The organism is Microbispora sp. CA-102843 (assembly GCF_050936215.1).
In the GTDB taxonomy this organism is placed as follows: Bacteria; Actinomycetota; Actinomycetes; order Streptosporangiales; family Streptosporangiaceae; genus Microbispora.
Window position 1 is genome coordinate 7886291 of sequence record NZ_JBNJNF010000001.1, and the last position, 26488, is coordinate 7912778.

Genomic DNA, 26488 nt, shown 5'->3' on the forward strand with positions numbered 1-26488 from the left:
GTCAGGCGGCGCCTCCGGCGTGGCGGGCGGCCTCCAGCCGGTCGCCGTTGGCCTTCAACAGCGCCCGGGCGCCGTCCGGACCGAGGTCGTGCTCGATCATCAGCACGGCCACCTTGACGTTCCAGTCCGCCGTCTCAAGCGCGGCCCGCGCGGCGGCGGACCCGGCGCCGGTGATGTCGCCGACGATCCGCGTCGCCCTCAGCGCGAGCTTCTCGTTCACCGCCGAGACCTCGATCATGGCGTTCCCGTACGTCCTGCCGAGCCGGATCATCGAGATCGTGGAGATCATGTTGAGCACGAGCTTCTGGGCGGTCCCCGCCTTGAGCCGGGTGGAGCCGGCCACCACCTCGGGGCCGACGACCACCTCGATCGGATGCTCGGCCCGCTCCGACAGCGGCGACCCCGGGTTGCACGACAGGCTCACGGTCAGCGCCCCGCGGCGGGCGGCCTCGCCCAGCGCCCCGAGCACGAACGGCGCCCGGCCGCTGGCGGAGATTCCCACGACCGAGTCGAGCGGGCCCAGGCCGCGGTCGGCGACGGCCGCCGCCCCGCCGTCGTGGTCGTCCTCGGCGCCCTCCACCGACCGGGTCAGCGCGGCCTCGCCGCCCGCGATGACGCCCTGCACGAGTTCGGGGTCGGTGCCGAAGGTCGGCGGGCATTCCGAGGCGTCGAGGACGCCCAGCCTGCCGGACGTCCCCGCCCCCACGTAGAACAGGCGTCCGCCCCGCGCCATGCGGCCGGCGATCGCGTCGATGGCGGCCGAGACGGCCGGGATGGCCTTGGCCACCGCGCCGGGCACCGTGGCGTCGGCCGCGTTCATCAGGCGGGCGATCTCCTCGGTCGGGAGCCGGTCGATCTCGCGGTAACGCGGATCGCTCTGCTCCGTATAAAGCTCGGTTCGCTCTGAGTTCACCTCGCTCCGCTCTGCGCTGAGCTCGCCGTGCTCTGTGGACAGGCCCGCCAGTGGGTCAGTCATGTTGTCCCTGTCGTCGGTTTCCATCTCCCGCCTCCCCCGATGCCGCACTCGTTCGCCGTACGCCTCCGCGGCGCCTCCTCACTGCTTCCTCACCGCCGGCTCACCGGCACGGCGACCACGCTGCGGTGCTCGGGATGGAAGCAGGCGTGCTCCTGCGGTATGTCACCGTCGCGGCCCAGCGCGGGCCGCTCGCGTTCGCACCGCTCGGTCCGAAACGGGCAGCGCGGCGCGAACAGGCACCCGTCCGGGTGCTCCTCCGACGCCTCCACCGGCACGACCCGCTGCTCGCCCGGCGACTCCAGGCCGTGCAGCACCGGGATGGCCGACAGCAGCGCCTGCGTGTAGGGATGCACCGGAGCGGAGATGACGGTCTCGACCGGGCCGCGTTCGACGACCTGGCCGCGGTAGATGACGTACAGCTCGCCGTCGGTGCCGATGTAGCGGGCCGTCGCCACGTCGTGGGTGATGAACAGCACGCTCACCCCGAGCCGCTCGCGCAGGTCCTTCAGCAGCGCGAGGATGCCCAGGCGCAGCGACACGTCGATCATCGAGACGGCCTCGTCGGCGACCAGGACCTCGGGGTCGACGGTGAGCGCGCGGGCGATCACCACGCGCTGGCGCATGCCGCCGGACAGCTGGTGGGGATAGCGCGGCAGCACGTAGCCCGGGTCGAGCCCGACCAGGCCGAGCAGTTCCCGGGCCCGCTCGTCCGCCCACGAGCGCGGCCGGCCCGTCTGTCCCGCCCGCAGCGCGAGCGGCGCGGCCAGCGCCTGGTGGATCGTGCGCGTCGGGTTCAGCGCGGAGTACGGGTCCTGGTGGATGAGCTGGATCCGGCGGAAGTACGGCTGCCGCCTGCGATGAGTCAGCGACGACATCGCCACGCCGTCGATGACGATCTCCCCGGAGTCGCACGTCTCCAGCCCGGCGATGATCCGGCCGAGCGTGGTCTTGCCGCAGCCCGACTCGCCGATGAACGAGACGGCGCCGCCCTTCGGGATCGCGAAGTCCACGCCGCGCAGCGCCGGAACCTCCCGGGCGCCGAGCACGCCGCCGCGCTGCCGGAACGTCTTGGTGATGCCGGTCCCGCTGATCACGCCTGGTCCTCCCCCGTCGCGGCGGCCACGGCCGGTCTGTCCCCGTCGTCGTCCCGTACGGCGTGGCACGCCGCCGACCGGGAGCCCCAGGTGACGACGGGCGGGCTGCCGGTCTCGCACACGTCCATGCGCAGCGGGCAGCGCTCGCGGAACACGCACCCGTCGGCGGGAATGTCGGCCAGCGTCGGCGGGCGGCCCGGCAGGGCGCGCGCCTCGCCGATGTCGCCGACGAGGCGCGGAATGGCCCCGAGCAGCCCCCGCGTGTACGGGTGACGCGGCTCGGCCAGCACCTCGCGGGTGGGACCGTGCTCGGCCACCCGCCCGCCGTACATGACCGCGAGCCGGTCGGCGACCTCGGCGACCACCCCGAGGTCGTGGGTGATGACGAGCGTGGTGAGCCCGCGCTCGGCGTGCACCTCACGGACGATGCGCAGGATCGTCGACTGCGTGATCATGTCGAGGGCGGTCGTGGGCTCGTCCAGCACGACGAGGCGGGCGTTCAGCACCAGGGCCAGCATGATGCCGACCCGCTGGCGCATGCCGCCGGACAGCTCGTGCTGGTAGGAGTCGAGCACGCGGGCGCCGTCCAGGCCCATCCGGCCGAGCAGGTCCCGGGCGTCCGCCAGCAGGCCGCGCGGATCCTCGACGCCGTGGGAGCGGCCCAGGTCGAGCACCTGTTTGCCGACCGTCTTGAGCGGGTTGAGGGAGTTCTGCGCCGCCTGGAAGACGTACCCGACGTGCCGTCCCCTGGCCCGGCGCAGCCCCTCGCCGCCGAGCGCCACGACGTCGCCGAGGCCGTCGATCTCGACGCTGCCCGCCGCGATCCTGCCGGGCGGCTGGACGGCGTTGAGCAGCGACAGCGCGAGCGTGGACTTGCCCGAGCCCGACTCGCCGACCACGCCCGTGATCGTGCCGGGCGCGAGGTCGAGGTCGACGCCGGACACCGCAGGAAGCTCGCCGGCGGGGGTGCGGTACACCACGGTCAGCCCGCGGATCCGCACGCCGGGAGGGCTCTGCTCGGGAGCCATGCTCACTCCTCCCGCAGCCGGGGGTTGAAGATCTCGTCCATGGCGTCCACGACCAGCACGATGCCGAGCGTGAGCAGCAGGATCGCCAGCAGCGGCGCCAGCAGGTAGGGCAACGCGGCCGTCGTGGTCAGCGCGCCGCCGCCGAAGACGGCGAGGTTGAGCATGACGCCCCAGTTGTTCGCCTCGAACGGCAGGACGCCAAGGAAGAACAGGCCCACCTGCGCGTAGACCGCGCCGGTCACCGCGATGAGCGCGTTCATCGCGATGTACGGAGCCATGCCGGGCAGCAGCTCCCTGCCGACGATGTGCGTCGTGGACAGGCCGAGACCCCGGGCAGCCTCGATGAAGCCGCGCTCGCGCAGCGACAGCGTCTGCGACCGCACGGCCCGGGCCACGCCGCCCCAGCCGAGCAGCCCGAGCACCAGGCCCATCTCGACGGCGCCGGTGAACTTCCACACCGTCGACAGCACCAGCAGCAGCGGCAACCCGGGGATCGTGAGCTTCATGTCGGTGAACCGCATGAGCACGGTGTCCCAGCGGCCCCGCCGGAACCCGGCGAACAGCCCGATCCCCGCGCCGACCACGACCGTGATGACGGCCGTCACGACGGCGGTCAGCAGAACGTACCGGGAGCCGGTGACGACGAGGGCGAGCACGTCCGTGCCCTCGAAGTCGGTGCCGAACGGATGCCGCAGGCTCGGCGGGGCGTAGAGCGCGCTCGTATCGCGGGGCAGCGGGTCAGGGTAGAGCATCGGCCCGATGATCCCCATGAAGGCGAACACCGCGAGGATGACCGCCCCGGCCATCCTGCTCGGCTTGCGCCGCATGACCCGCCACACGCCCCGCCAGAAGTTGCGGCGGACGGCCGCGGCGGCCCCCGCCTCCGCCTCCGGCACGATCGTGGCACTCATGCGGCCTCCTCTCCGCCGCGCACCCGGGGGTCGATGACCGTGTAGAGCAGGTCGGCGGCGATGTTCGCGACGACGACCGCGGTCGTGATGAGCAGGAACGCCCCGCCCATCAGCGAGTAGTCGCGGTTGTTGATGCTGTCGATGAGCATCAGCCCCAGGCCCGGGTAGTTGAAGATGCGCTCGATGAAGATCGCGCCGCCGAAGAGCAGGCCCAGCGAGAGCGCCAGGATCGTGAACAGCGGCAGGATCGCGTTGCGCGCCACGTAGCGGAAGATGATCGACCGCTTCATCCCGCGCAGCTCGGCGGCCAGGATGAAGTCGTCGCCGAGCACGGTGACCACGCTCGACTTCATCGCGAGGATCCACCCGCCGTAACCGGCCAGCGCGTACGTGACGACCGGCAGGGTGGCGTGCTGGACAAGCGAGCCGATGTAGTCGGCGGTGAAGCCGGGGTCGATGATGATGTCGGCCGTTCCCCCGGCGGGGAGGATCGGGATCAGCGTGGTGAAGATCGCCCCAAGCAGCAGCGCCAGCACGTACTGCGGGACGCCGTGCAGCAGCGATCCGGAGATCGCGAGGAGGTCGCCCAGCACGCCGGTCCGCTTGATCGCCGCGTACACGCCCATGACGACACCGGCGAGGAAGCTCAGCAGCGTCCCGGCGAGCACCGGGATCACGGTCCACTTGGCGGCGGAGAACAGCACGGTGGACACGTCGGCGCCGGGCACGGACAGCGACTGCCCGAGGTCGAGGTGGGCCAGCCCGCCCATGTAGTGGAGGTACTGCTCCCACAGGCTGCCCTTCGGCGTGAAGCCGTACAACGCCTCGACCGCGCGCTGTGCGGCGTCGGGGGCCATGCCCTGCTCGACGAGCTTCTGGTAACGGGCCAGGAGCGGGTCGCCGGGCACGCTCCTGATGATCAGGAAACTGATCGTCGTGACGACCAGGATCATGACGAACCCGCGGGCCACATGGCCCGCGAGCCGCCGGAGGAGAACCGCCATTGATTACTGCTTCTTCTTGATCATGCCAAGCTGGAGCCAGACGCCGGAGGGCTGGCGCAGCAGGTCGCTGTCGTCGGCGGGGAAGCCGGTGAAGCGGTTGGTGTTGACGAACTGGGTGTTCACGTAGTCCCAGAGCTGGATCACCGGCAGGTCCTGGTTGGCCGCCTTGGCGAGCTTGGCGATGACCGCCTTCTGCTCGTCGCCGCTGACGCTGTTGAGCTGCGTGGTCAGCTCGCCGGGGTTGACCGCGCCGGCGCCCTCGACGTCGATCGTCTCGGGGCCGCCCATCCAGTTGCCGTCCTTGCCGGCGGCCGAGTGCTTGACCTTGCCGCCCAGGATGTTCCAGCCGTTGGAGGAGCCGTACAGGCGCTGGAAGATGTTGTACGGCGCGGGGCCGAGCGCGATGAGCCAGAAGCCCAGGTCGTACTTGCCCTCGGCGAGCTCCGACAGGTAGAGCGGGTAGTCGGCGGTGGTCACCACCTCGGCGTCCACGCCGGCCGCGGTGAGCTCGCTGGTGATGGCCTTGGCAGCGGAGACCCAGTCGGAGAACGGCGCCGGGATGTGGATGGTCACCTTCCACGGCTTGCCGCCGGCCAGCGTCCACTTGCCGTCCTTCTTCTGGAGACCGGCCTCCGTGAACTCCTTCTCGGCCTTGGCCGGGTCCATCTTGTACGGCTCCAGCGCGTCGAGCTCGGCGCCGAGCCATTCCCTGGCGGCCTTCTGGTGGATGCCCGAGGTGGTCACGGCCGCCGTGCCGCCCTCCGGAGAGGCGATCTGCGTGACCTCCTCACGGTTGATCAGGTAGGCCAGCCCGCGCCGCACGTGCACGTTGTCGTACGGCTTCTTCGCCTGGTTGAACGCCAGCGAGACGGCCACCGGGGAGTAGCCCTTGATGACCTGGTTGCCGGGCGTCGCCTTGATGCGCTTCATCACGTCGGCGGGCACCGCGGTGAACGGAGCGTTGTCGAGCTTGCCGGAGGTCAGGTAGTTCCAGATCTGCTCGTTGCCGGTGGTGTTGAGCAGCTTGAGCTGGTCGGGCGCGACGTTGGCGGCGTTGTAGAAGTTCGTGTTCTTCACCAGCAGCGCCTCGCCGGGGTTCATCCGCTTGAGGACGAACGGCCCGGCCGACACGTCCTGGGCCGGAGCGAACGCGAGCACCTTCTCCGACAGCGCCTTGATCTGCCCGCGCGCCGCCTCCGCCTCCGGGCCGTCGCCGCGGGCGGCCTTGAGCGTGTCCCAGAAGTCGGCGGGAACGACGCTCTGCCACACGTGCTTGGGCACCACGAAGGCGTCCATGACCCCGCGCACGAACGTGACGCTGGGGTTCTTCATGTCCTGGGTGATCTTGATGGTCTTGTCGTCGACGGCTTCGACGTCCGAGGCGGCGCCGGCCGCGCCGGGATCGACCGCGAAGGCGGTGCTGCCCTGGGTATAGGCCAGCGCGATGGAGAACTTCACGTCCTCGGCGGTGACGGGCTGCCCGTCGGACCACTTGTTGCCCGGCTGCAGGTGGAGGGTGATGGAGGAGTTGTCCGGCGCGATGTCCCAGCTCGCCGCGATACCCGGATAGAACTGGTTCGGGTCGGTGAGGGTGTTCTTCGCCCAGGCGATCCTCATCGCGTTGTAGCCCCAGAACGCGTTGCCCTTGGGGTTCCACGGGTTGATCGGCGCATTGACGTCGAGCTGCGGCTTGTTGATATCGACCGTGGTGTAGACGCCGCCACCGCCGCCTGTGGAGTTCCCGCTCGTGCCGCCGCCGCTGCATGCCGCGACGGCCGCGAGACTGAGCAACGCCGCGACCGCTGTCAGACGTTTCATTGACCGCTCCGGGGGGTTGTTCTGATGCGGATCTTGTCCGGACTTTATGCGGCGGCCCAAGCTCAGGTCAATAATCTGCAAAACTCGTGAGGGTTCTGCAACTTTCCTTCATCCGAATCGCGGCGAAACCGAGCGCCGTAATCGCCCGCCGGAAGTGGCGGTCTTCTCTCCGGCCGGTCAGCGAACTGTTACTGGTCGCCCCCATGCGATCACATTACGTTGCGAGCAAAGGCCCCGCCGTACGAGGAGGACTGGCGTGAAGTCCATCGCCCGATTCTGTGGCAACTGCAGCTGCGGCTGCCCCGAGCTGTTCGTGGACGCCTCCGCCCCGGCAGAGCGTCAGGTCGTCATCACCGACGACTTCGGCCAGAAGGTGGAGATGAGCCTCGACCAACTCGGCTCACTCGTGGAGGCGGCGAAGACCGGCGCGCTGGACGAGCTCGCGCTCACCGGCTGACCGTGAACCCGGCCGCCCTGTTCGCCGGGGGCCTCGCCGCCGGCCTGGCCGCGGGCACGGCGTCGTGCGCCGCGGTCCAGGGCGGCCTCCTCATCGGCCTCGTCTCCCCCTCCGGGAACCCGCGCGGCCCGTCGCGCGGTCTCCCGCCGGTGGCCGCGTTCCTGACCGGCAGGCTCGCCGCCCACACCGCCCTCGGGGCGCTGCTCGGCCTGGCGGGCGCGGTCGTCCAGATCGGCCCGCGCACCCGAGCGGCGCTGCTCGTCGCCGCCGGAACCGCGGTGGTCGTGCTCGCCGTACGGATGCTCCGCCGGCGCCGAGAGACGGGCTGCGCGCCGGCGAGGAAGGGACCCGCCTCGGAAAGCGGCCACCCGCCGTCTTCCGCCTGCGCGACCGGTCCCCCGGACACCGGTGCGCGCTCCCCGGCTCTCCTGCGGGCGGCGGGACTGGGCATGGCCACGATCTTCGTTCCCTGCGGCGTCACGATCGGCATGGAGGTCGTGGCCGTCTCCGCGGGTTCCGCGCTGGGGGGCGCGGCCGCGCTCGCGGGGCTCGCCCTCGGCACGGCGCCCGCCTTCGCCGCCCTGGGACTGCTGCTGCGCACGCTCGCCTCGACCAGGCTGGCCGCCCTGGCGGGGATCGCGGCCCTGGCCGCCGGGCTCTTCACCGTCGCCTCCGGCCTGCGGCTCGGCGGCTGGCTCCCGGATTTCTCGCTGCCACAGTTCGGCTCCCCCGCCGCCGCCGCGGGACGCGCCCTCACCGGAACGGACGGCGTACAGCGGCTCACGATCTGGGCGACCGCGGAGGGTTTCCGGCCCGGCATCGCCGTCGCCGCCGCCGATCGGCCCGTCGAAATCGTCTTCAGGACGAAGGACAACCGGGGCTGCACGCGCACGCTCGCGATCGACGACAGCGACGTCGTGCTCCCCGTGACGGGCGAGCGCGTGGTGCGGCTCGCGGCCCACCCGGAGGGTCGGCTGCGCTACGCCTGCGGGATGGGAATGTACGTGGGCTTCGTCAGGTTCGAGCGCGTCCCTTAACACCAACGTCTTATCAATAACCCTCCGTGACGACTCGGTTACGTGTCACCCTGTCTCCCATGACACTAGTGGGAGCGACGGAGGCGACCGCGTGGCCCGGGATACCGGTCCCGCGCACCCCTGAACCCCTGGACCCGGCCGAGGCGAACCTGGTCGACAGGGCCCGCGACGGCGACCGCGACGCGGCGCACCGGCTGGGCCGGCTGTGCGCGGAGCGCGACGACCGACTGGGCGCCCGGCACTGGTGGGAACGGGCGGCGCGGGCGGGCAACGTCGACAGCGCCTACAACCTGGGGCTGTGGCACCGCACGCACGGAACGACCGAGGAGGCCATCGGCTGGTTCGAGCTGGCCGCGGGCACCGGCGACGCCGACGCGGCGACGAACCTGGCCTCGCTGCTGCTGGAGCGGCGCGGCGACACCGACGGAGCACGCAAGTGGTTCGAGCGGGCGGCCGAGGACGGCTCCCGCCACGCGGCCCGGCGGCTGGCCCTGCTGTGCGAGGACCAGGGCGACGGCATCGGCGCCCGGCGCTGGCACTTCAGGGCGGCCGTGGACGGCGACCTGCGCTCGGCCCACGGCCTGGGCTTCCTGGGCTACGCCGCGGGCGACGAGGCCGAGGCGCTGCACTGGTGGGAGTACGCGGCGCGCGGCGGCCACGCGGAGGCCGCCTATCACATGGCCCTGCTCCTGCACGCGGCCCGCGATGAGAAGGGCGCCGAGGCGTTCTACCGGCTCGCCGCCCGCGCCGACCACCCCGGCGCGGCCTTCCGGCTCGGCGACATGGCGCTGTGCCGGGGCGACCTGCCCACGGCGCGTGCCTGCTTCGAACGGGCGGCGAAGACCGGGCGGCCCGACGCGCGGCGGATGGCCGGCCTCGTCTGCGCCCGCATGGACGACAAGCCGGCGGCCGCCCACTGGTACGGGCGGGCCGCGGCCGACGACCCCGAGGCCGCCTTCCGCTTCGGGCTGCTGCTCATCGCGGAGCACAACGACCTGAAGGGCGGGCGCCACTGGTTCAGGCGGGCGGCCGAACGCGGGCACCACGGCGCCATGGTCGAGCTGCGGACGCTGCTGCCCCTGCTCGGCGCGTCCCCCGAGGCCGAGGAATGCCTGCTCGACCCGGCCCCGCCTTACTGGAGCCGGCCCGCGGAACCCGGACAGGCCGCACGCGCGGAACTCGTCGTCGCGGCGGCGCGCAGGCGCGGCGACCCGGCGGCGGAGCCCGCGGACCTGGTCGAGATCCTCGGCACGTGGGACCTGGTCACGGGGGAACTGGTCACCGGGGATCTCATCACCGGGGATCTCGTCACCGGCGGCCTGCCCGGCACCGACTTCCCCGGTGGGACGTTATCCGCCGTGGACGAGGTGGGCCCGGCTGACACCGTCGGGTGGCTCGCGCGGGCGAGCGGACTGCATCGGGCCGCGATCGAGCACCTCGGCCTGGTGCGCGCGACGCTGCTGCGGCCGGGCACGGCCCCGTGGCCCACCCCGGCCGAGGTCGAGCACGTGCTCGGCACCGCGAGGGATCTGCGCAGACGCCTCGGACTGCGCTGATCCCCCACGTGTTCGGTCAGGCGGCGAGGATCTCCGCGACCGGCGTGTACCGCAGGTCGTGCGCCGCCGCGACCGGCTCGTTGGTGAGCACGCCGGCGTGGGTGTTGAGGCCCAGGCCGAGCGCGTCGTCGCCGCGCAGCGCGTCCTTCCAGCCCTTGTCGGCGAGCCTGGCGACGTAGGGCAGGGTCGCGTTGGTCAGGGCATAGGTGGAGGTGTTGGCCACCGAGCCCGGCATGTTCGCCACGCAGTAGAACACCGACTCGTGCACGCGGAACGTCGGGTCGTCGTGCGTGGTCGGGCGGGAGTCCTCGAAGCAGCCGCCCTGGTCGATGGCGATGTCGACGAGCACGGAGCCCGGCTTCATGCGGGAGACCAGCTCGTTGGAGACGAGCGTCGGGGCCTTCGCGCCCGGGATGAGGACGGCGCCGATGACCAGGTCGGCCTCGATCACGGCCCGCTCGATCGCGTACGACGTGGAGACCAGCGTCTTCAGCCGGCCCTGGTAGATGGCGTCGATGAAGCGCAGCCGGTCGATGTTGACGTCGAGGATCGTCACGTCCGCGCCCATCCCGACGGCGATCTGCGCCGCGTTCAGGCCGGAGACGCCGCCGCCGATCACGACGACCTTGGCGGGGGCCACGCCGGGCACCCCGCCGGGGAGCACGCCGCGGCCGCCGTTGAAGCGCATCAGGTTGTACGCGCCGACCTGGGGAGCCAGCCGCCCGGCGACCTCCGACATCGGGGCCAGCAGCGGCAGGCCGTTGCCGACCTGGACGGTCTCGTACGCGATGGCGGTGGTGCCTGCCGCGAGCAGCGCGTCGGTGCAGGCGCGGGAGGCGGCCAGGTGGAGGTAGGTGAACAGGATCTGGTCCGCGCGGAGCCGGTGGTACTCCTCCGCGATCGGCTCCTTGACCTTGAGGATCATCTCGGACTCGGCCCACACCTCGTCGGCGCCCTCGACGAGCTTGGCGCCGACCGCGAGGTACTCCTCGTCGGTGATGTGGGAGCCGAGTCCGGCGCCGCGCTGGACGCTGACCTCGTGGCCGTGACGGACGAGCTCGTGGACGCCGGCCGGGGTGGCGGCGACGCGGTATTCGTGGTTCTTGACCTCGGCGGGCACACCGATCTTCATGAGTTGTGTCCTTTCAAACGGTCACTCGTCACGGTCGCCCCCCTACCCGGCCGCACGAGCTCCATGGTCTAAAGGCGGGCCCACGCCTCGGTGAGCACCGAACGGAGGATCGACTCGATCTCGTCGAACTCCTTGGGGCCGCAGATCAGCGGCGGGGCGAGCTGCACGACCGGGTCCCCGCGGTCGTCCGCCCGGCAGTACAGGCCGGCGTCGTACAGCGCCTTCGAGAGGAAGCCGCGCAGCAGGCGCTCCGACTCCTCCTCGTTGAACGTCTGCTTGGTGGACTTGTCCTTGACCAGCTCGATCCCGTAGAAGTAGCCCGAGCCGCGGACGTCGCCGACGATCGGCAGGTCCAGCAGCCGGTCGAGGGTCGCCTTGAACACCGGCTCGTTGGTCGTGACGTGCTCGAGCAGGCCCTCCCGCTCGAAGATGTCGAGGTTGGCCAGAGCGACGGCGGCCGACACCGGGTGGCCGCCGAAGGTGTAGCCGTGCGCGAAGGTCTCGGTGCCGTCCTTGAACGGCTCGAACAGCCGCTCCGAGACGATCATCGCGCCGATGGGCGAGTAACCGCTGGTCAGACCCTTCGCACAGGTGATGATGTCCGGCACGTAGTCGAACTTCTGGCCGCCGAACATCGTGCCCAGCCGGCCGAAGGCGCAGATGACCTCGTCCGACACGAGCAGCACGTCGTGGGCGTCGCAGATCTCGCGCAGGCGCTGGAAGTATCCGGGGGGCGGCGGGAAGCAGCCGCCGGCGTTCTGCACCGGCTCGACGAAGACGGCGGCCACGGTGTCCGGGCCCTCCATCTCGATGGCCTTGCCGACCTGGTCGGCGGCCCAGCGGCCGAACGCCTCGGCGTCCTTCTCCAGGCCGGGGAAGCCGGAGATCTCGTCGGCGCGGTAGAGGTTCGTGTTGGGCGCCTTGATCGCGCCGGGCACCAGCGGCTCGAAGACCTGCTTGAGCGCCGGGATGCCGGTGATCGACAGCGCGCCCTGCGGGGTGCCGTGGTAGGCGATGGACCGGCTGACGACCTTGGTCTTCAGCGGCTTGCCCTTGAGCTTGTAGTACTGCTTGGCCAGCTTCCAGGCCGACTCGACGGCCTCGCCGCCGCCGGTGGTGAAGAAGACGCGGTTGAGGTCGCCGGGGGTGAGCTCCGCGAGTCGCGCGGCGAGCTCGGCGGCCTTCGGGTGCGCGTACGACCACAGGGGGAAGAACGCGAGCTCCTGGGCCTGCTTGGCGGCGGCCTCGGCCAGTTCGGCGCGGCCGTGCCCGACCTGGACCACGAACAGTCCGGCCAGGCCGTCGAGATACCGCTTGCCGTGGATGTCGTAGACGTAGGCGCCCTCACCGCGCACGATCATGGGCACCTCCCCTCCCTCATAGGAGGAGTGGCGCGTGAAGTGCATCCAGAGATTGTCCTGTGCGGCCTTGAGTACGTCGGGGCGCGTCATCGCAACCTTCCCTCGGTGATCCGTCGCTGTTGGACAGTGTGCATGCCACTTCCGCGTTTTGCCAAGTGATTACGTGGCTTCACTGTGAAAGAAGTTCGGATTCCGCGACATCGACATGTAACAGCAACGAAATCCGTCACGGTAGATTGAGGCGGTCCAGACGCGGGAGATGGGTCCGCCGGACCTGTGGTCAAATGGGGTCCAACCAGCCGGGAAGATCCGCTTACATCCGGGAGAACGCCGTGACACCTGAGGAGATCGAGCGCGCCGTCGAGGAGGGCATGCCCCAGACGGTCGAGGACCTCAGGCGCCTGGCCGCCATCCCGTCCGTCGCGTTCCCCGGCCACTCCGAGGCCCCGGTCCTGGAGGCCGCGGCGCTCGTGGAGCGACTGCTGCGCGCCGCCGGCCTCCCACACGTCCGGCAGATCCCCATCGAGGGCAGCTTCCCCGCCGTGTTCGCCGAGGCGCCCGCCCCCGACGGGGCCCCGACCGTGCTGCTCTACGCGCACTACGACGTGCAGCCCGCCGGCGACCTCGCCCTGTGGCGCACCCCGCCGTTCGAGCCCACGATCGTCGACGGGATCATGTACGGCCGGGGCGCGGCCGACGACAAGAGCGGCGTCATCACCCACGTGGCCGCGCTGCGCGCCTTCAACGGCCGGTTCCCGGTCGGCGTGAAGGTCATCATCGAGGGCCAGGAGGAGTACGCCGGCGAGCGCCTGGAGGCGTTCGTCGAGGCCAACCCCGACCTGCTGCGCGCCGACGCCATGGTCATCGCCGATGTCGGCAACCCCGAGGTGGGCGACCCCGCGATCACCACGTCGCTGCGCGGCATGGCCGCGTTCACCGTGGAGGTCCGCACGCTCGCCGAGTCCCTGCACAGCGGCGCGTTCGGCGGCGCCGCCCCCGACGCGCTGGCCGCGCTCATGCGCATGCTGACCGCCCTGCACGACGACCAGGGGAACGTGCGGGTGCCCGGCCTCGAACCGGGGACCTTCCCCGGCGTGGCCTCCTCCGAGGAGGAGTTCCGCGAGCTCGCCGGGGTGCTCGACGGCGTGTCGCTGGTCGGCGACGGCTCGCTCTCCGACCGGCTCTGGGCCTCGTACGCGATCACGGTGACCGGGCTGGACGTGCCGACGGTGACCGGCGCGATCAACGCGGTTCAGGCGGTGGCCCGGGCCCGCGTCACGATCCGCATCCCCGCGAGCGGGGACGCCAGGCAGGCGCTGAACGACGTGACGGCCTTCCTGGAGAAGGTCGCGCCGTGGGGGGTCAAGGTCTCCTTCGGCGACTTCGTCAGCGGCTCCGGCTTCCAGATCGAGCCGGGCGGCCCGGCCATGAACGCCGCGGAGCGTGCGCTGGAGCGCGCCTTCGGCCGGGCACCGCGCCAGGTCGGCCAGGGCGGCTCGATCCCGCTGGTGGCGGCCCTCGCCCGGCAGTTCCCCAAGGCCGAGATCCTGCTGTACGGCGCCGAGGACGACGGCGCCTCGATCCACGCCCCGAACGAGCGGGTGGTGCTGGAGGAGCTGCGCCGCATCATCGCGACCGAGGCCCTGTTCCTCGCCGACTACGGCGGCTGGCACGGCGCGACCTGACGACGATCGTTCAAACGGGAAGGCCCGGTGGCTGGGGGGGACCACCGGGCCTTCCGTCTTTTCGCACCGCCGTCACACGCGGCCCCGGGGATCGCGGGACCGGTCGGCGCGCTTACTGGTAGTGGATGTCGGAGGAGCTGTAGATGCAGTTCGTCCCGTCGGCGCCGCTGCCGATCTCCGTCGGCTCACTGCCCTTCGGCACGCCCTTGTACTTCAGGCACACGATCATCTTGTGGTTGGGGTCGTTCTTGATCGTGATGTTCGAGAAGCGCGCGGTGTCGCCCCAGTTGGTGTTGATGCCCGCGAGCGCCTTGCCGGGGTAGGTCGCCACGATGTTCGACATCTGGACGTGCCGCTGGTAGGAGTTCGTGCAGTTGCCGCAGGCGCGGTAGAGCTTCCCGAAGTTGTCCACCTGGAAGTTCTTGATGATCATGGTGCCGGGGCCGTTGTGCTGGAACACCTTGTCGGACGCGCTCTTGGCACCGCCGCCGTCGATGGTCATGACCTGCGACGACGAGCTGCCCAGCAGGGTCGCGGCGTCCTCGCCGACGTCTTCCCACCAGACGTTCTGCAGCGTGCAGCTGCCCAGGCAGTGGATGCCGTCGGCGCCGGGCGTACCGATGATCACGTTCTTGAGCGTCGCGCCGTTGGCCAGCTCGAAGATCGGCTTCTGGCTCTCGCTCTGCCCGCCGTCACCCATGTTGCCGCTGGCGTAGTAGCGCTTCAGGCCTCCGTCCACGGTGCCGGAGACGCTGATCGTGCTGGTGACCGCCTGCGAGCCGTTCGCACTGGGCCAGCCCGACGGCGGCGTCGGATTGGTGGTCGGGCTCTTCGTCGGCGTGACGGTGGGGGTCGACGACGGCTGGGAACCGGCAGGCTGGAGGGTCCACTGCTTGGTGGCCACCGAGTCGCAGGAGTTCTGCTGCGCCAGCGCGCCCGAGGAGGTGGAGTCGTCCTGGGTGTTCAGGCACTTGTCGCTGTTGGCGTTGACCACCCGGTAGTTCGATCCCGAGGCGGTGAGCTCCCAGGTCTGCGACGAGGAGCCGGTGCAGGACTCCTGCTGGACGGCCTTGCCCGCGGACGTGGATGCGTCCTTCACCCCGGCGCACTTGCCGCTGTTGCCCGCGGCCAGGCGGAAGCCGCTGCCCTGGGCCGACAGGTTCCAGATCTGGTTGCTCGCGCCGTTACAGCCGGAGACCGTGAGCTGCACGCCGTCCGAACCGCTGCTGCCCGGGACGGTAAGGCACAGGCCGCTGGCGCCGTTCACGATCCGGTAGGCGCCCGCGCTCGGCGCCGCGTTGGAGACGCCGGCGAAGACGCCGCCGACCAGGGCGGCGACCCCGACGACGGTGCCGATCACCCCGACTCCGGTTCTGGTACTCCTTCTCAAAGCCGAGCTCCTCGCAGGTCGTGCAGGACCCCTGACCGAGGCGGTGGCGGCGCCACTCTTGGTCCCGCTTAGGGAATTCATGGATGTGAACAACATCCATGAACCGGAACACGGCCAAAATTACGGACCTCGGGAACCCGGGTCAATGCTCTGTGTCGGGCAGGTGACCGCTCGATCCGAGCACGCGCCGATTCGTCCAGGTGAGAGCCGGCGCACTCGGCGTCCGGCCGTGAAATTTTCATGAAACACGCCCACGCCGGGCCGAGTGTCCCTCCGGGAGCGCCCACTCGCGCGAGTGGCGGTGCCGGATGACCCTCAGGCTCCCCTTCGCGGCGGTCACCCGGGCTGACGAGCCGCTATTGGGTCTACTGCAAAGTTTCTTTACTTATTACGCTCGTGCCGTGGAGCTAGAAGTGCGTCATCTGCGCGCGGTCTGCGCCATCGCGGACCACGGGAGCATCTCCAAGGCCGCCGCTGCGCTGAAGACCTCCCAACCGTCCCTGACGGCTCAGCTTCGGCGCATCGAGTCGATGTTCGGCAGCCCGCTGTTCGAGCGCGGGAGGGAGGGAGCCTCGCCCACGCCCCTCGGGGAATGGGTGCTGGCACGCTCCCGCTCGCTGCTGCCCGCGTTCGAGGAACTGCGGCGTGACGGCATGAGGTTCGCCGGCCGCAGGGTGCTGCGCGTGGGCTGCATGTCCAGCCACCTCGCGCTGCACATCATCGGAACGCTGCGAGAGCTGCTGCCGGACGCCGAGGTCACCCTGCGGACGGAGGAGGCGATGGACGTGCTGCCGAGCCTGTTGCGCTCACGGCGGCTGGAGCTGGCGACGCTCGCCGACTACCCCGGCCTTCCGCTCACGCCGCCCGCCGGCGTCGGGTACGCGCCGGTCGCCTGGGAGCCGATCTTCGTCGGGGTCGCCGAGTCGCATCCCCTGGCCGCCCGGCGGGAGATCGACCTGGCCGACCTCGCGGAGGAGGAGTGGTCGCTGCCGGTGATGATCGAGGTCGGCCACCGCGAGCACTTCGGCGAGGCCTGCGCGCGGGCGGGGTTCGTCCCGAAGATCGGCTGCGAGGCCACCCTCAGCGTGGCGGTGGACCTGATCGCCGCGGGCCGCTGCGTCGGGATGTTCCAGGCCACCAGCCGCGGCTACCCGGGCATCACGATCCGCCCGCTGGCCGGGACGCCGCTCAGCTTCCGCCACCTGATCGGCTGGACCGAGGCAGGTCCCGTCGATCCGCACATCGCCGGACTCGTGGCGGCGGTGCGCCGGGCGTACTGGGCCGACGCCGAGAAGTCGTCGGTCTACCAGGACTGGCTCGGGCGTCACGGGCCTCTTTCCCAGCTATAGCCCCCTAGGGTCGTGTCCCGTGATCTTTCTCGCCTACTGCGGTCGCCCAGATGGCGCCTCGCTGCGTTCTCGTCGTCGCCCATAGCTCCGCTATGGGCTCCTCCTCGGCCTTGCGATGCATCCATCTGGCCGATCCTCGCTACGGCAAAAGATCACGGGACACTCCCTATAGCGCGACCGTATAGGAAGGTGCGGGGTTACCCGTCTCCCCTCGCGAATGTCACGGTGTGTCTCAGCCCCGGCCGGGCTCCTCCCCTCAACCCCCCAAGGGACAGGAGTCACCAGGAGTGAGACCCCCTGCAAGGTCAGCGGCGCTGGCCGTACTGACGGCGGTAGCCCTGACCTCGTCATCCCTCGCGGGAGCGGCCACAACGCCGGCTTCCGCGTCGAGCGCCACGGCCCCACCCGGCCCCGAGGCGCGCGCACTCGCCAGCGCGGCGAACGCGCTCACCGCTTCGGCGGAGGCGCTGCACACCGCGCCCTCGGACGAGTTCGCGCTCGCCCGCACCGTCACCGGCGCGGGCGGGCTGCGCTACCTGACCTACACCCGCACCCACGCGGGCCTGCCCGTCCACGGCGGCGACGTCATCGTCTCCACCGACGCCTCCGGGCAGACGGTTCAGGTCGTCACCACGGGTCAGCGCACCGAGCTGAACGTCTCCGAGGTGCCCCGCGTGACCGAGGCCCAGGCCGCCGTGAAGGCGCGCGGCCTGCTGTCCTCGGTCGAGTCCGTCGGCACGCCCACGCTTCTCGTCGACGCCGCCCTCGACACGCCCAGGCTGGCGTGGGAGACGGTGGTCACCGGCAGGAAGAAGGGCGGCGTCCCGAGCGTCCTGCACGTCTTCGTCGACGCCGTCACCGGCAAGGTGCTCGACTCCTACGACGACGTGAAGGCCGGCGTCGGGCACAGCTACTACAACGGCAACCCGGTGACGATCCAGACCTCCGGGTCGGGCGGCAGCTACTCGATGACCGACACCACCCGCCCGGGCGTGCGCTGCGGCGGCCAGAACGGCGCCGCCTACACCGGACCCGACGACGACTGGGGCAACGCCTCGGGCACCAGCCTCGAAACCGCGTGTGTCGACGCGCTCTACGCGGTGCAGACCGAGTGGAACATGCTGCGCGACTGGCTCGGGCGCAACGGCATCAACGGCTCGGGCGGCGGGTTCCCCATCAAGGTAGGCCTCAACGACGTCAACGCCTACTGGGACGGCAGCTCCACCTCGTTCGGGCACAACCAGGCGAACAACCAGCAGGCGACCTCGATGGACGTGGTCGGCCACGAGTTCGGCCACGCGATCGACCAGTACAGCGGCGCCGGCGCGGGCAGCGGCAACGAGGCCGGTGGCATGGGCGAGTCGACCGGCGACATCTTCGGCGCGCTGCTGGAGCACTACGCCAACAACCCGAACGACCCACCGGACTACCAGGTCGGCGAGAAGGTCAACCTGGTCGGCAGCGGGCCGATCCGGTACATGTACCAGCCGTCGACCAACGGCGACCCGAACTGTTACAGCAGCTCGATTCCCAACACCGAGGTCCACTCGGCGGCCGGCCCGCAGAACCACTGGTTCTACCTGCTCGCCGAGGGCACCAACCCCGGCGGCGGCAAGCCGAACAGCCCCGTCTGCAGCGGGCCGTCGTCGCTGACCGGCATCGGCATCCAGAAGGCCGGCCAGATCTTCATGGCCTCGCTGAACCTCAAGACCCTCCCGCGTACGCACGCCAAGGCGCGGGTGAACACGCTGAACGCCGCCAAGTCGCTGTTCCCCGGCAGCTGCACCGAGTTCAACGCGGTCAAGGCGGCCTGGACCGCCGTCAGCGTCCCGGCGACCAACGACCCGACCTGTACCGCGGACCCGGGCGGCAACGATTTCTCCGTCTCGGTCAATCCGGCCTCCGGAAGCGTGCAGGCGGGCCAGCCCGCGACCACCACGGTGAGCACGACGGTCACCAAGGGCAGCGCTCAGCAGCTCACCCTGCGGACCGGCACCCTGCCCACCGGCGTCACCGCGACGTTCACCCCGGCCACCGTCACCGCCGGGCAGAGCTCGCAGCTCAGGCTGGCCACGTCCGCGAGCACGCCCGCGGGCGCCTACCCGATCACGATCGTGGCGGACGGCGGTGGCGTCAGCAGGCAGGCGACCTACTCGCTCACGGTGGGGTCCGGCAATCCCGACCCGGGCACGCCGGACATCCCGGTGGCGAACATCAACGCCCACCTGCAGCAGTTGCAGTCGATCGGCAACCGGCCCTCGCCGTCCAGCGCGTACACCAACGCGCTGAACTACGTGAAGGGCAAGCTCGACGCCGCGGGATACACCACGCGGACGCAGAGCTTCACCTACAACGGCCAGACGCACACCAACCTCATCGCCGACTGGACCGGCGGGCCGGCGAGCCCGACCGTCCTGCTCGGCGGCCACCTGGACAGCGTCGCGGCGGGCCCCGGCATCAACGACAACGGGTCCGGCTCCGCCTCGCTGCTGGAGGTCGCGCTCACCCTCGCCGCGCGCAACCCGACCCTCACCAAGCACGTGCGGTTCGCCTGGTGGGGCGCCGAGGAGCTGGGCATGGTCGGCTCGACCTACTACGTCCAGAACGGCGGCGCCGCCGGAGTGGAGACCTATCTCAACTTCGACATGACCGCCTCGCCCAACGCCGGCTACTTCGTCTACGACGACGACGCCGCGCTCCAGAAGCTGTTCAACGACTACTACGCGACGCTGAACATCCCGACGGAGATCGAGACCGAGGGCGACGGCCGCAGCGACCACACCCCGTTCAAGAACGCGGGCGTGCGGGTCGGCGGCGTCTTCACCGGCGCCGAGACGATCAAGTCGGCGGCCCAGGCGCAGAAGTGGGGCGGCACGGCCGGGCAGGCCTTCGACCGCTGCTACCACTCCGCGTGCGACACCTACCCGTCCAACATCAACACCACGGTCCTGGACCGCAACGCCGACGGCATCGCGTACGTGCTGTGGAAGCTCGCGGTCGGGCAGGGGCAGCCGCCCACGGACGACTACACCGTCTCGGTGAGCCCGTCCTCGGCGTCGGTGCAGGCGGGCCAGTCGACGACCACGACGCTGTCCACCCAGGTCAGCTCGGGCAACGCCCAGCAGGTGACGCTGTCGGCGTCGAGCGTCCCCGCCGGGGTGTCGGTGTCGTTCTCGCCGCAGACGATCACCACGGGGCAGTCGTCCCAGGTGACGATCTCGACGACCGCGAGCGCGGCGCCGGGCACGTACTCCATCAGCCTCAACGCCGACGGGAGCAGCGCTCACCACTCGGCCTCCTTCTCCCTCACCGTCGGCGGCGGCCAGGGCGACACCACCTGGAAGGAGTGGACCCCGTACACCGTCGGCCAGACGGTGACGTACGCGGGCAGGACCTACCGCTGCCTCCAGTCGCACACCTCGCTGCCCGGCTGGGAGCCTCCGAACGTCCCGGCCCTCTGGCAGCCCGTCTGACCACACGACGTCGCCCGGACCTGACTCGCGCAAGCGGGCGACGTCTCCAGACCGGGCGGAAGCCGTCCGCCCGGTGAGGAGTCAGGACGGCGTACCTCGCGGAGGGGAGGCCGCCGTCCTGACTCCTCCACAAGCCGAACCCGAACCACCCAGGTGGAGGAAACCCATGGAACCCGTAGACCTCGGAGACGAGGAAAGGCCGGGCGGGATCACCCGCAAGACCCTGCTCAAGGCGGCGCTGATCGGCGCCCCGATGTCGATCCTGGCGGGCACGGCGGCCCATGCCTCACTCGCCCGCGACGTCGTGGGCACCGGCGCGCCGCTGCTCCCCACGCCCTTCTGCGACGACGACGAGCCGACGGTCGAGCAGATCGAGGGCCCGTACTTCAAGCCGAACTCCCCGCAGCGCACCACGCTGCCGGGCAGCGGCACCCCTCTGACCCTCAGCGGCTACGTCTTCGGGCTCTCCTGCCAGCCGCTCGCCAACGTGCTGCTGGACTTCTGGCAGGCGGACAACAACGGCGCCTACGACAACGTCGGCTTCAACTTCCGCGGCCACCAGTACACCGACGCCAACGGCGCGTACAAGCTGACCACGATCGTCCCCGGGCTGTACCCGGGACGGACACGGCACATCCACGTGAAGGCGCAGGCCCCCAACAAGCCCATCCTCACGACGCAGCTGTACTTCCCCGGCGAACCGCGCAACAGCACCGACACGATCTACGACGCCAGGCTGCTGATGAACGTCCGCACCAACGGCACCGGCCGCGAGGCGACGTTCGACTTCGTGCTGAACGTCCAGGGCGCGCCGCCCACCAGCAGCCCGTCCCCCAGCCCGAGCGCCAGCCCGACCACCAGCCCCGGTGGGACCTGGCAGGCCGGCCGGACGTACGCGGCCGGCAACACGGTCACCTACGGCGGCTCGACCTACCGCTGCCTCCAGGGACACACCGCCCAGGTCGGCTGGGAGCCGCCGAACGTGCCGGCGCTGTGGCAGCGCATCGGCTAGCCGCGGGCCACGACCCGGCACGGCCGCCGCGCCATCGGCCGACGTAGCCCGGACGCCCCGGCGGCCGTGCCGTTCTCCCAGCGAACCCTTCCCCCCACTCACGAGGCCCGGTCACCGCTGACCGGGCCTCGTCTCGTGTAGGTGAAATCACACCTTGCCGGGGCATAGGGCGAGGAGCCCTCGGCGATATTCTTTTGTACCGACTGGTCAGTGCAAAAGGATGGAGCACAGACGTGGATGCCGCGCGGACCGCCGAGGACGTCACCCCCTCAGCCGGAACTCCCGCCGGGCCGTCCGGCCCGGTGTTCGGCGGCGTCGAGGTGGTGGCGCGGGGCCTGGGCGTGCGGAGTGGTCACGGCTGGGTCTACCGGCACGTCTCACTGCACGCGGCCCCCGGGACGCTCACCGTCGTCACGGGCGAGGCGGGCAGCGGCCGTACGAGCCTGCTGCTCACCCTGGCGGGACGGATGAAGCCCACCGAGGGGACGCTCACCGCCGGCGGCCTGGCGGCACCCCGCAGGATCAGGCAGATCGCCGCCCTCGGGCTCTTCACGCAGGTGAACCCGTTCGACGACGCCCTGTCCGTGCGGGAGCACCTGCAGGAGCGGCTGCGCCCGCACGGCTTCCTGTGGCGCAGGCGGCACCCGGACGCCGCGCGGTCGGCGCTCGCCCACGCCGGGCTCGACCCGGACGTGCTGCCGCAGGGCGATCGGACCCTGACCAGGGAGCTCACCCGGGACCAGGCGGTGCGGCTGGGCGTCGCGCTCGCCCTGCTCGACCAGCCGGGCCTGCTCCTCGTCGACGACGCCGACACCGGCATCCCCGCGGGCAGGCGGCACGAGCTGTGGGACGTCCTGCGCGACCTCGCCGATCAGGGGCTCACCGTCGTCGCGGCGTGCACCGACGCCGAGGAGGCGACCGGCGTGGCCACCACGCTGCTGCCGCTGCCCGTTCCCACTCCCCCGCCGCCCGCCGCCCCGAGCGGCCCGAGCGGCCCGGCGGCGGCGCACGGCGACGACATCCGCGACAACATCCGCGACAACGCCGAGGAAGGAGAACGTCGATGAGGGTCCCCCTCCCCGGCCGGCTCGAACTGCGCAGGTTCATGCGCTCGCGGCTCACCCGGGCCGCGCTGGTCGCCGTCGTCATGCTCCCCCTGCTGTACGCCGGGCTCTACCTGTGGTCGTTCTGGGACCCGCAGGCGAACCTGAGCCGCGTACCGGTGGCCCTCGTCGTGGAGGACCGTCCCGCCACCGCCGCCGGAGCCGCGGGAGGCCCGCCGAGCACGGTGGACGCGGGCCGCGAACTCGCCGCCGAACTGGAGGAACGCAAGGTCTTCGCCTGGCACCGGGTCGACGCGGCCGAGGCCGACAGGGGCGTCCGCGAGGGCCGTTACTACCTGTCGCTCACGATCCCGGCCGACTTCAGCGCCGACCTCGCCTCACCCTCAGGCGACGGCACGCCGCGCCCGGCCCAGCTCGGCGTACGGGTGGACACCGGGCGCAGCTACATCATGCGGACGATCTCGGACGCCGTGTTCCGCGAGGTCAAGGAGGCGGCCGGGCGCAGCGCGGTCAACGACTATCTGGACCAGATCTTCCTGTCCTTCGGCGAACTGCACGACAAGACCGCACAGGCGGCCGACGGCGCCGACCGGCTGCACGACGGAGCCGCCGCCGCGAGCGACGGCGCCGCCTCGCTGGCCAAGGGGCTCGGGTCCGCGCAGAACGCGACCGGCAAGCTGTCATCCGGAGCGGACGCCCTGTACGGCGGGTCGAAGCAGCTGACGAGCGGGCTGCACCAGGCCAGGACCGGCTCGGCCTCGCTGTCCACCGGCCTGTCGAAGGCGGCCGCAGGCGCGGCCGACCTGCGCACGGGCCTGTCCGCGCTCGACAAGGGGGCGGCCAAACTGGCCGAGGGTAACCGCGAGGTCTACCACCAGGTCCACACCCTGTCTCCCACCGTCAACCGGGCGGCCGACAAATACGTCCCCGTGCTGGAGAAGAACGGCGACCGCATCCGGCAGGGCGCGCTCACCCTCGCGGAGGGCGCCGACGGCTTCGCGGACGCACTCGACGGCCTGCCCCGGGAGGTGCAGGGCTCGGCCGGCGCGGCCAGGCAGGACCTGCGCGCCGTCGAACGCTGGCTGAACTCCCATCCCGACGCCGATCCCGAGCTGCGCGCGCTGGTCGAGCGGGCCGCCGGGTCGGCCGGCGACCTCGCGTCGGCCGCGGGACGGCTGCAGAACCGCCTCGGGGCCCAGACGGGGAGGCTCGACGGCCTCGCCCGTACGGCACGGGCGGTGGCGGACGACGCCCGCGAGCTGGCCGCCGCCGCACCCGGCCTCGGCGGCGCGCTGGACGACACCCGCGACAAGTTCAACCAGCTGGACAAGGGGCTCAGGCAACTGGCCGACGGAGCGGCCGACCTCCACGACGGCACGGGCAAGGCGCTGACCGGGGCCTCCTCGCTGTCCCGCGGTCTCGGCACGCTGAACAGCGGCGCGCGGAGCCTGTCCACGGGCCTGGCCAGGCTCGACAACGGAGCGAGCAGTCTCAACACCGGCCTCGCCTCGCTCGCCTCCGGGGCGGGCAAGCTCGACAACGGCATGGGCAAGCTGCAGCAGGGGGCCGGCAAGCTCGACTCCGGGCTGGTCAAGCTGACCGACGGCTCGGGCGAACTGGCCGGCAAGCTCGGCGACGGGGCCACCCGGATTCCCGACTACGGCACGCAGGAGCGCGACAGCCGTACGGACATGATGAGCGACCCCGTCCGGCTCGCCACCGAGGTGGACAACGAGGTGCCCAACTACGGGACCGGGTTCGCTCCGTTCTTCGTGCCGCTCGCGCTGTGGGTCGGCGCGATGGTGACGTACATGCTGCTGCGGCCGCTCAACCCGCGCCTGCTCGCCGGGTCGGCGCCGGCGTGGCGCACGGCCCTCGCGGGCTGGCTGCCGGGGCTCGCGATGGGGACGCTCCAGGTGGCGGTGCTGCTCGCCGTGCTGCGCTTCGGCCTGGGCCTGGAGGCGGCAAACTGGCCGGGCGTCGTGGCCTTCCTGGTGCTGGTCACGGCGGCGTTCCTCGCCGTCGTGCAGGCGGTCAACGCGCTGCTCGGGCCGCCCGGGCGGGTGGCGGTGCTGGCGCTGCTCATGCTGCAGCTCACCTCGTCGGCGGGCACCTATCCGATCGAGACCTCCCCCGGGTTCTTCCAGGCCATCTCGCCGTGGCTGCCGATGAGCTGGGTGGTGTCGGCGATGCGCCGCCTCGTCAGCGGTGGCGACACCGCCGTGGTGTGGCAGGCTTGCGGCGTGCTGTCCGCGTTCGTCGCCCTCGGTCTCGCCCTCACCGTGCTCGCCGTCCACCGCGGCCGTACGTGGTCGATGCGCCGCCTCAAGCCGGAGCTGTCGCTGTGAGCCGCCCCGCGGACGGCCCGGCGAAGGAGCAGGGCGGCAGGCGGGCCGAGACGCGGCAGCGGCTGTATCGGGCCGCGGCCGACCTCATCGCCGAGCAGGGCTTCGCCGCCACGACCGTCGACGCGATCGCCGAACGCGCCGGGGTGGCCAAGGGCACCGTCTTCTACAACTTCGGCAGCAAGGAGGCGCTGTTCGCCGGCCTGCTCGACCACGGGATCGAGCGGCTCGCCGACGCCCTCGCGGAGGCCGCGCGTCGGCCCGCCGCCTCGCCGGTCGCCGTGCTCGACGCGCTCATGCTCGCCCAGCTCCGCTTCTTCGACGAGTACGGACCGTTCGCCCGGGTGCTGCTCGCCGAGATATGGCGGGCCGCGTGGCAGGACGCCGTCCTGCGGCTGCGTACGAGTGTGCTCGCGGTGTACGAGCGCGTCCTCGCGGACGCCGTGGCGGCCGGCGAGCTGCGCCCCGGGTTCGACACCGGCACCGCCGCCACGGCCGTCTTCGGCATGGTGCTCACCGTCGCCATCGAGCGTCGCGCGCTGCGCCCCGACCAGCCGGTCGAGGACGTGCACGCGACCCTGGCCGAGCTCGTCCACCGCCGCATCTCGCCCTGAACGGGCGCAGACCGTCAGAGTGCGGTTCGCGAGCCCATGTCCTTGATGCCGCAGTGTGATCGCATGTCGGCCGGTGAGCCACGCGTTGATGCCCAAGTTGAACGTCGTCCTACAGGGTTGTTAGCTTGCGCGCATGTCAGATCTGGGACATGTGGCTTGGCCGCCTGAGCCGATCCGGACCGAGCGGCTCGTGCTCCGTGAGCCCGAGGCGCGGGACCGTACAACGTTCATCGAGCTGCTCGCCTCGCCAGAGGTGCACACCTACCTCGGCGGTCCCCGCCCGCGTGACGAGCTTGAGCGTGAGATGCCCGAGGTGCCCGAGCGATGGCCCGGGAGTTTCGTCGTCGAGCTCGACGGGGCGATGATCGGCCAGATCCTGCTCAGGAGAGCAGCCGGGCACCGTCGCCCGGCTGCCGTGGGGAAGGCCGATCTCGGTTACCTGTTCCTGCCGAAGGCCTGGGGGCAAGGGTACGCCGCCGAGGCGTGCGCGGCGGCACTCGACTGGTTTGACGGCGCCCTTCCCGGCGAGCCGGTGGTGCTCACCACCCAGAGCGCCAACCTCGGCTCGATGCGCCTCGCGGCAAAGCTGGGGTTCACCGAGGTCGAGCGGTTCCAGGCCTGGGACGCCGAGCAGTGGCTCGGCCTGCGGCCCCCGGCCACGTGATGGGGCTACGCGATTGTGGCTCTGACGCTTTCCCTGGATGCTGTTGGTGATCTTCACGAACGCCATCCCGAGCGCAAGCGACGGAAGGGGACATCAACGTGCGTAACGCCCTCTCAGAGGAAGAGCTCGTCCACCGACGTCACCGTCACCGCCCGGCGAATCCACTTCTCCAGTAGATGCAGGTCGGAGCATCGACTGATCCGCTCACGCGCTTCGGAGGGAATGTCCAGCCCACGGGCGTCGAGCACGGTAAGGATCGCCTCGATCTCGCCTACCGCGCGTCCCTTGGCCTCACCCTCCGCACGACCCTCTTCCCAGCCCTCCGCGTGGTCCTCTTCCCAGCCCTCCTCGCGGCCCTGCGCGCGGCCCTGTTCCAGGCCCTTGTTCACCCACTCCGAGAAGTAGCGGGCGGCGACCCTCTCTGGCGAACTGGGGCGGCTCGATGCCGCCGACCTCGCGTAACAGCTCCACGGCGGCTATGGGCCGATCGTGGAAGAAGTCGACGGTCTGCTGATGGA

At 71.2% G+C, this 26488-nt stretch carries 21 protein-coding genes; 11 read left to right on the forward strand and 10 right to left on the reverse strand.

Going from position 1 to position 26488, the window contains the following annotated elements:
* Position 1: 1 nt before the first annotated feature.
* From murQ to ACQEVJ_RS36465, 6 genes are all read right to left on the reverse strand, one after another.
* Positions 2–976, reverse strand: coding sequence for an N-acetylmuramic acid 6-phosphate etherase (gene murQ, locus ACQEVJ_RS36440; protein WP_433109143.1), 975 nt, complete (start codon positions 974–976; stop codon positions 2–4).
* A gap of 89 nt (positions 977–1065) precedes the next feature.
* Entirely contained in the window at positions 1066–2070 is a 1005-nt protein-coding gene (locus ACQEVJ_RS36445) for an ABC transporter ATP-binding protein (protein ID WP_433109145.1), read from the reverse strand.
* Positions 2067–3098 carry an ABC transporter ATP-binding protein gene (locus ACQEVJ_RS36450; protein ID WP_433109147.1) on the reverse strand — a complete coding sequence of 344 codons (1032 nt, stop codon included), beginning with the start codon at positions 3096–3098 and terminating at the stop codon, positions 2067–2069. Before ACQEVJ_RS36450 ends, ACQEVJ_RS36445 begins: the two co-directional genes overlap by 4 nt.
* A 2-nt stretch (positions 3099–3100) precedes the next feature.
* Complete coding sequence (locus ACQEVJ_RS36455; protein WP_433109149.1) at positions 3101–4009, reverse strand: ABC transporter permease; 909 nt, start codon at positions 4007–4009, stop codon at positions 3101–3103.
* Positions 4006–5013 carry an ABC transporter permease gene (locus ACQEVJ_RS36460; RefSeq protein WP_433109151.1) on the reverse strand — a complete coding sequence of 336 codons (1008 nt, stop codon included), beginning with the start codon at positions 5011–5013 and terminating at the stop codon, positions 4006–4008. Before ACQEVJ_RS36460 ends, ACQEVJ_RS36455 begins: the two co-directional genes overlap by 4 nt.
* A gap of 3 nt (positions 5014–5016) precedes the next feature.
* Entirely contained in the window at positions 5017–6831 is a 1815-nt protein-coding gene (locus tag ACQEVJ_RS36465; RefSeq protein ID WP_433109153.1) for an ABC transporter substrate-binding protein, read from the reverse strand.
* Positions 6832–7087: 256 nt separating this feature from the next.
* Here ACQEVJ_RS36465 and ACQEVJ_RS36470 point away from each other — a divergent pair, with 256 nt between their 5' ends.
* Genes ACQEVJ_RS36470 through ACQEVJ_RS36480 form a run of 3 tightly spaced genes read left to right on the forward strand, consistent with a single transcriptional unit; the run spans position 7088 to position 9881 of the window.
* A complete protein-coding gene (locus tag ACQEVJ_RS36470; RefSeq protein WP_433109155.1) occupies positions 7088–7288 on the forward strand; it encodes a hypothetical protein in 201 nt (66 codons plus the stop codon).
* Between the two features lie 2 nt (positions 7289–7290).
* On the forward strand, positions 7291–8325 hold the full coding sequence (locus ACQEVJ_RS36475) for an urease accessory protein UreH domain-containing protein (RefSeq protein WP_433109157.1): 1035 nt from the start codon (positions 7291–7293) through the stop codon (positions 8323–8325).
* Positions 8326–8384: 59 nt separating this feature from the next.
* On the forward strand, positions 8385–9881 hold the full coding sequence (locus ACQEVJ_RS36480) for a tetratricopeptide repeat protein (protein ID WP_433109159.1): 1497 nt from the start codon (positions 8385–8387) through the stop codon (positions 9879–9881).
* Positions 9882–9897: 16 nt separating this feature from the next.
* On the opposite strand, the gene ald is transcribed toward ACQEVJ_RS36480, so the two are convergent.
* Both ald and ACQEVJ_RS36490 read right to left on the reverse strand, forming a co-directional pair.
* Positions 9898–11013, reverse strand: a complete 1116-nt coding sequence (gene ald, locus ACQEVJ_RS36485) for an alanine dehydrogenase (protein ID WP_433109161.1) — start codon at positions 11011–11013, stop codon at positions 9898–9900.
* 68 nt (positions 11014–11081) lie between these two features.
* Positions 11082–12464: an aspartate aminotransferase family protein gene (locus ACQEVJ_RS36490; RefSeq protein WP_433109163.1), complete on the reverse strand. Its 1383-nt coding sequence runs from the start codon at positions 12462–12464 to the stop codon at positions 11082–11084.
* 242 nt (positions 12465–12706) lie between these two features.
* Between ACQEVJ_RS36490 and ACQEVJ_RS36495 the strand changes: the two genes are divergently transcribed.
* Positions 12707–14059: a M20/M25/M40 family metallo-hydrolase gene (locus tag ACQEVJ_RS36495; RefSeq protein WP_433109165.1), complete on the forward strand. Its 1353-nt coding sequence runs from the start codon at positions 12707–12709 to the stop codon at positions 14057–14059.
* 112 nt (positions 14060–14171) lie between these two features.
* Here ACQEVJ_RS36495 and ACQEVJ_RS36500 read toward each other — a convergent pair whose 3' ends face one another.
* Positions 14172–15419 carry a pectate lyase gene (locus ACQEVJ_RS36500; RefSeq protein ID WP_433109168.1) on the reverse strand — a complete coding sequence of 416 codons (1248 nt, stop codon included), beginning with the start codon at positions 15417–15419 and terminating at the stop codon, positions 14172–14174.
* Between the two features lie 431 nt (positions 15420–15850).
* On the opposite strand from ACQEVJ_RS36500, the gene ACQEVJ_RS36505 reads away from it, so the two are divergent.
* The 7 genes from ACQEVJ_RS36505 (at position 15851) to ACQEVJ_RS36535 (ending at position 25970) form a co-directional block, all read left to right on the forward strand.
* Positions 15851–16798: a LysR family transcriptional regulator gene (locus tag ACQEVJ_RS36505; protein ID WP_433109170.1), complete on the forward strand. Its 948-nt coding sequence runs from the start codon at positions 15851–15853 to the stop codon at positions 16796–16798.
* 287 nt (positions 16799–17085) lie between these two features.
* Entirely contained in the window at positions 17086–20271 is a 3186-nt protein-coding gene (locus tag ACQEVJ_RS36510; protein ID WP_433109172.1) for a M28 family peptidase, read from the forward strand.
* 166 nt (positions 20272–20437) lie between these two features.
* Entirely contained in the window at positions 20438–21283 is an 846-nt protein-coding gene (locus ACQEVJ_RS36515; protein ID WP_433109174.1) for a carbohydrate-binding protein, read from the forward strand.
* 233 nt (positions 21284–21516) lie between these two features.
* Positions 21517–22350 carry an ABC transporter ATP-binding protein gene (locus ACQEVJ_RS36520; RefSeq protein WP_433109176.1) on the forward strand — a complete coding sequence of 278 codons (834 nt, stop codon included), beginning with the start codon at positions 21517–21519 and terminating at the stop codon, positions 22348–22350.
* Positions 22347–24695 (forward strand): YhgE/Pip family protein, encoded by a 2349-nt coding sequence (locus ACQEVJ_RS36525; protein WP_433109178.1) that lies wholly within the window; start codon positions 22347–22349, stop codon positions 24693–24695. Before ACQEVJ_RS36520 ends, ACQEVJ_RS36525 begins: the two co-directional genes overlap by 4 nt.
* Positions 24692–25306, forward strand: a complete 615-nt coding sequence (locus ACQEVJ_RS36530) for a TetR/AcrR family transcriptional regulator (RefSeq protein ID WP_433109180.1) — start codon at positions 24692–24694, stop codon at positions 25304–25306. Before ACQEVJ_RS36525 ends, ACQEVJ_RS36530 begins: the two co-directional genes overlap by 4 nt.
* 133 nt (positions 25307–25439) lie before the next feature.
* Complete coding sequence (locus ACQEVJ_RS36535; protein WP_433109182.1) at positions 25440–25970, forward strand: GNAT family N-acetyltransferase; 531 nt, start codon at positions 25440–25442, stop codon at positions 25968–25970.
* A gap of 113 nt (positions 25971–26083) precedes the next feature.
* On the opposite strand, the gene ACQEVJ_RS36540 is transcribed toward ACQEVJ_RS36535, so the two are convergent.
* Positions 26084–26359 (reverse strand): hypothetical protein, encoded by a 276-nt coding sequence (locus ACQEVJ_RS36540; RefSeq protein ID WP_433109184.1) that lies wholly within the window; start codon positions 26357–26359, stop codon positions 26084–26086.
* Positions 26360–26488: the final 129 nt, after the last annotated feature.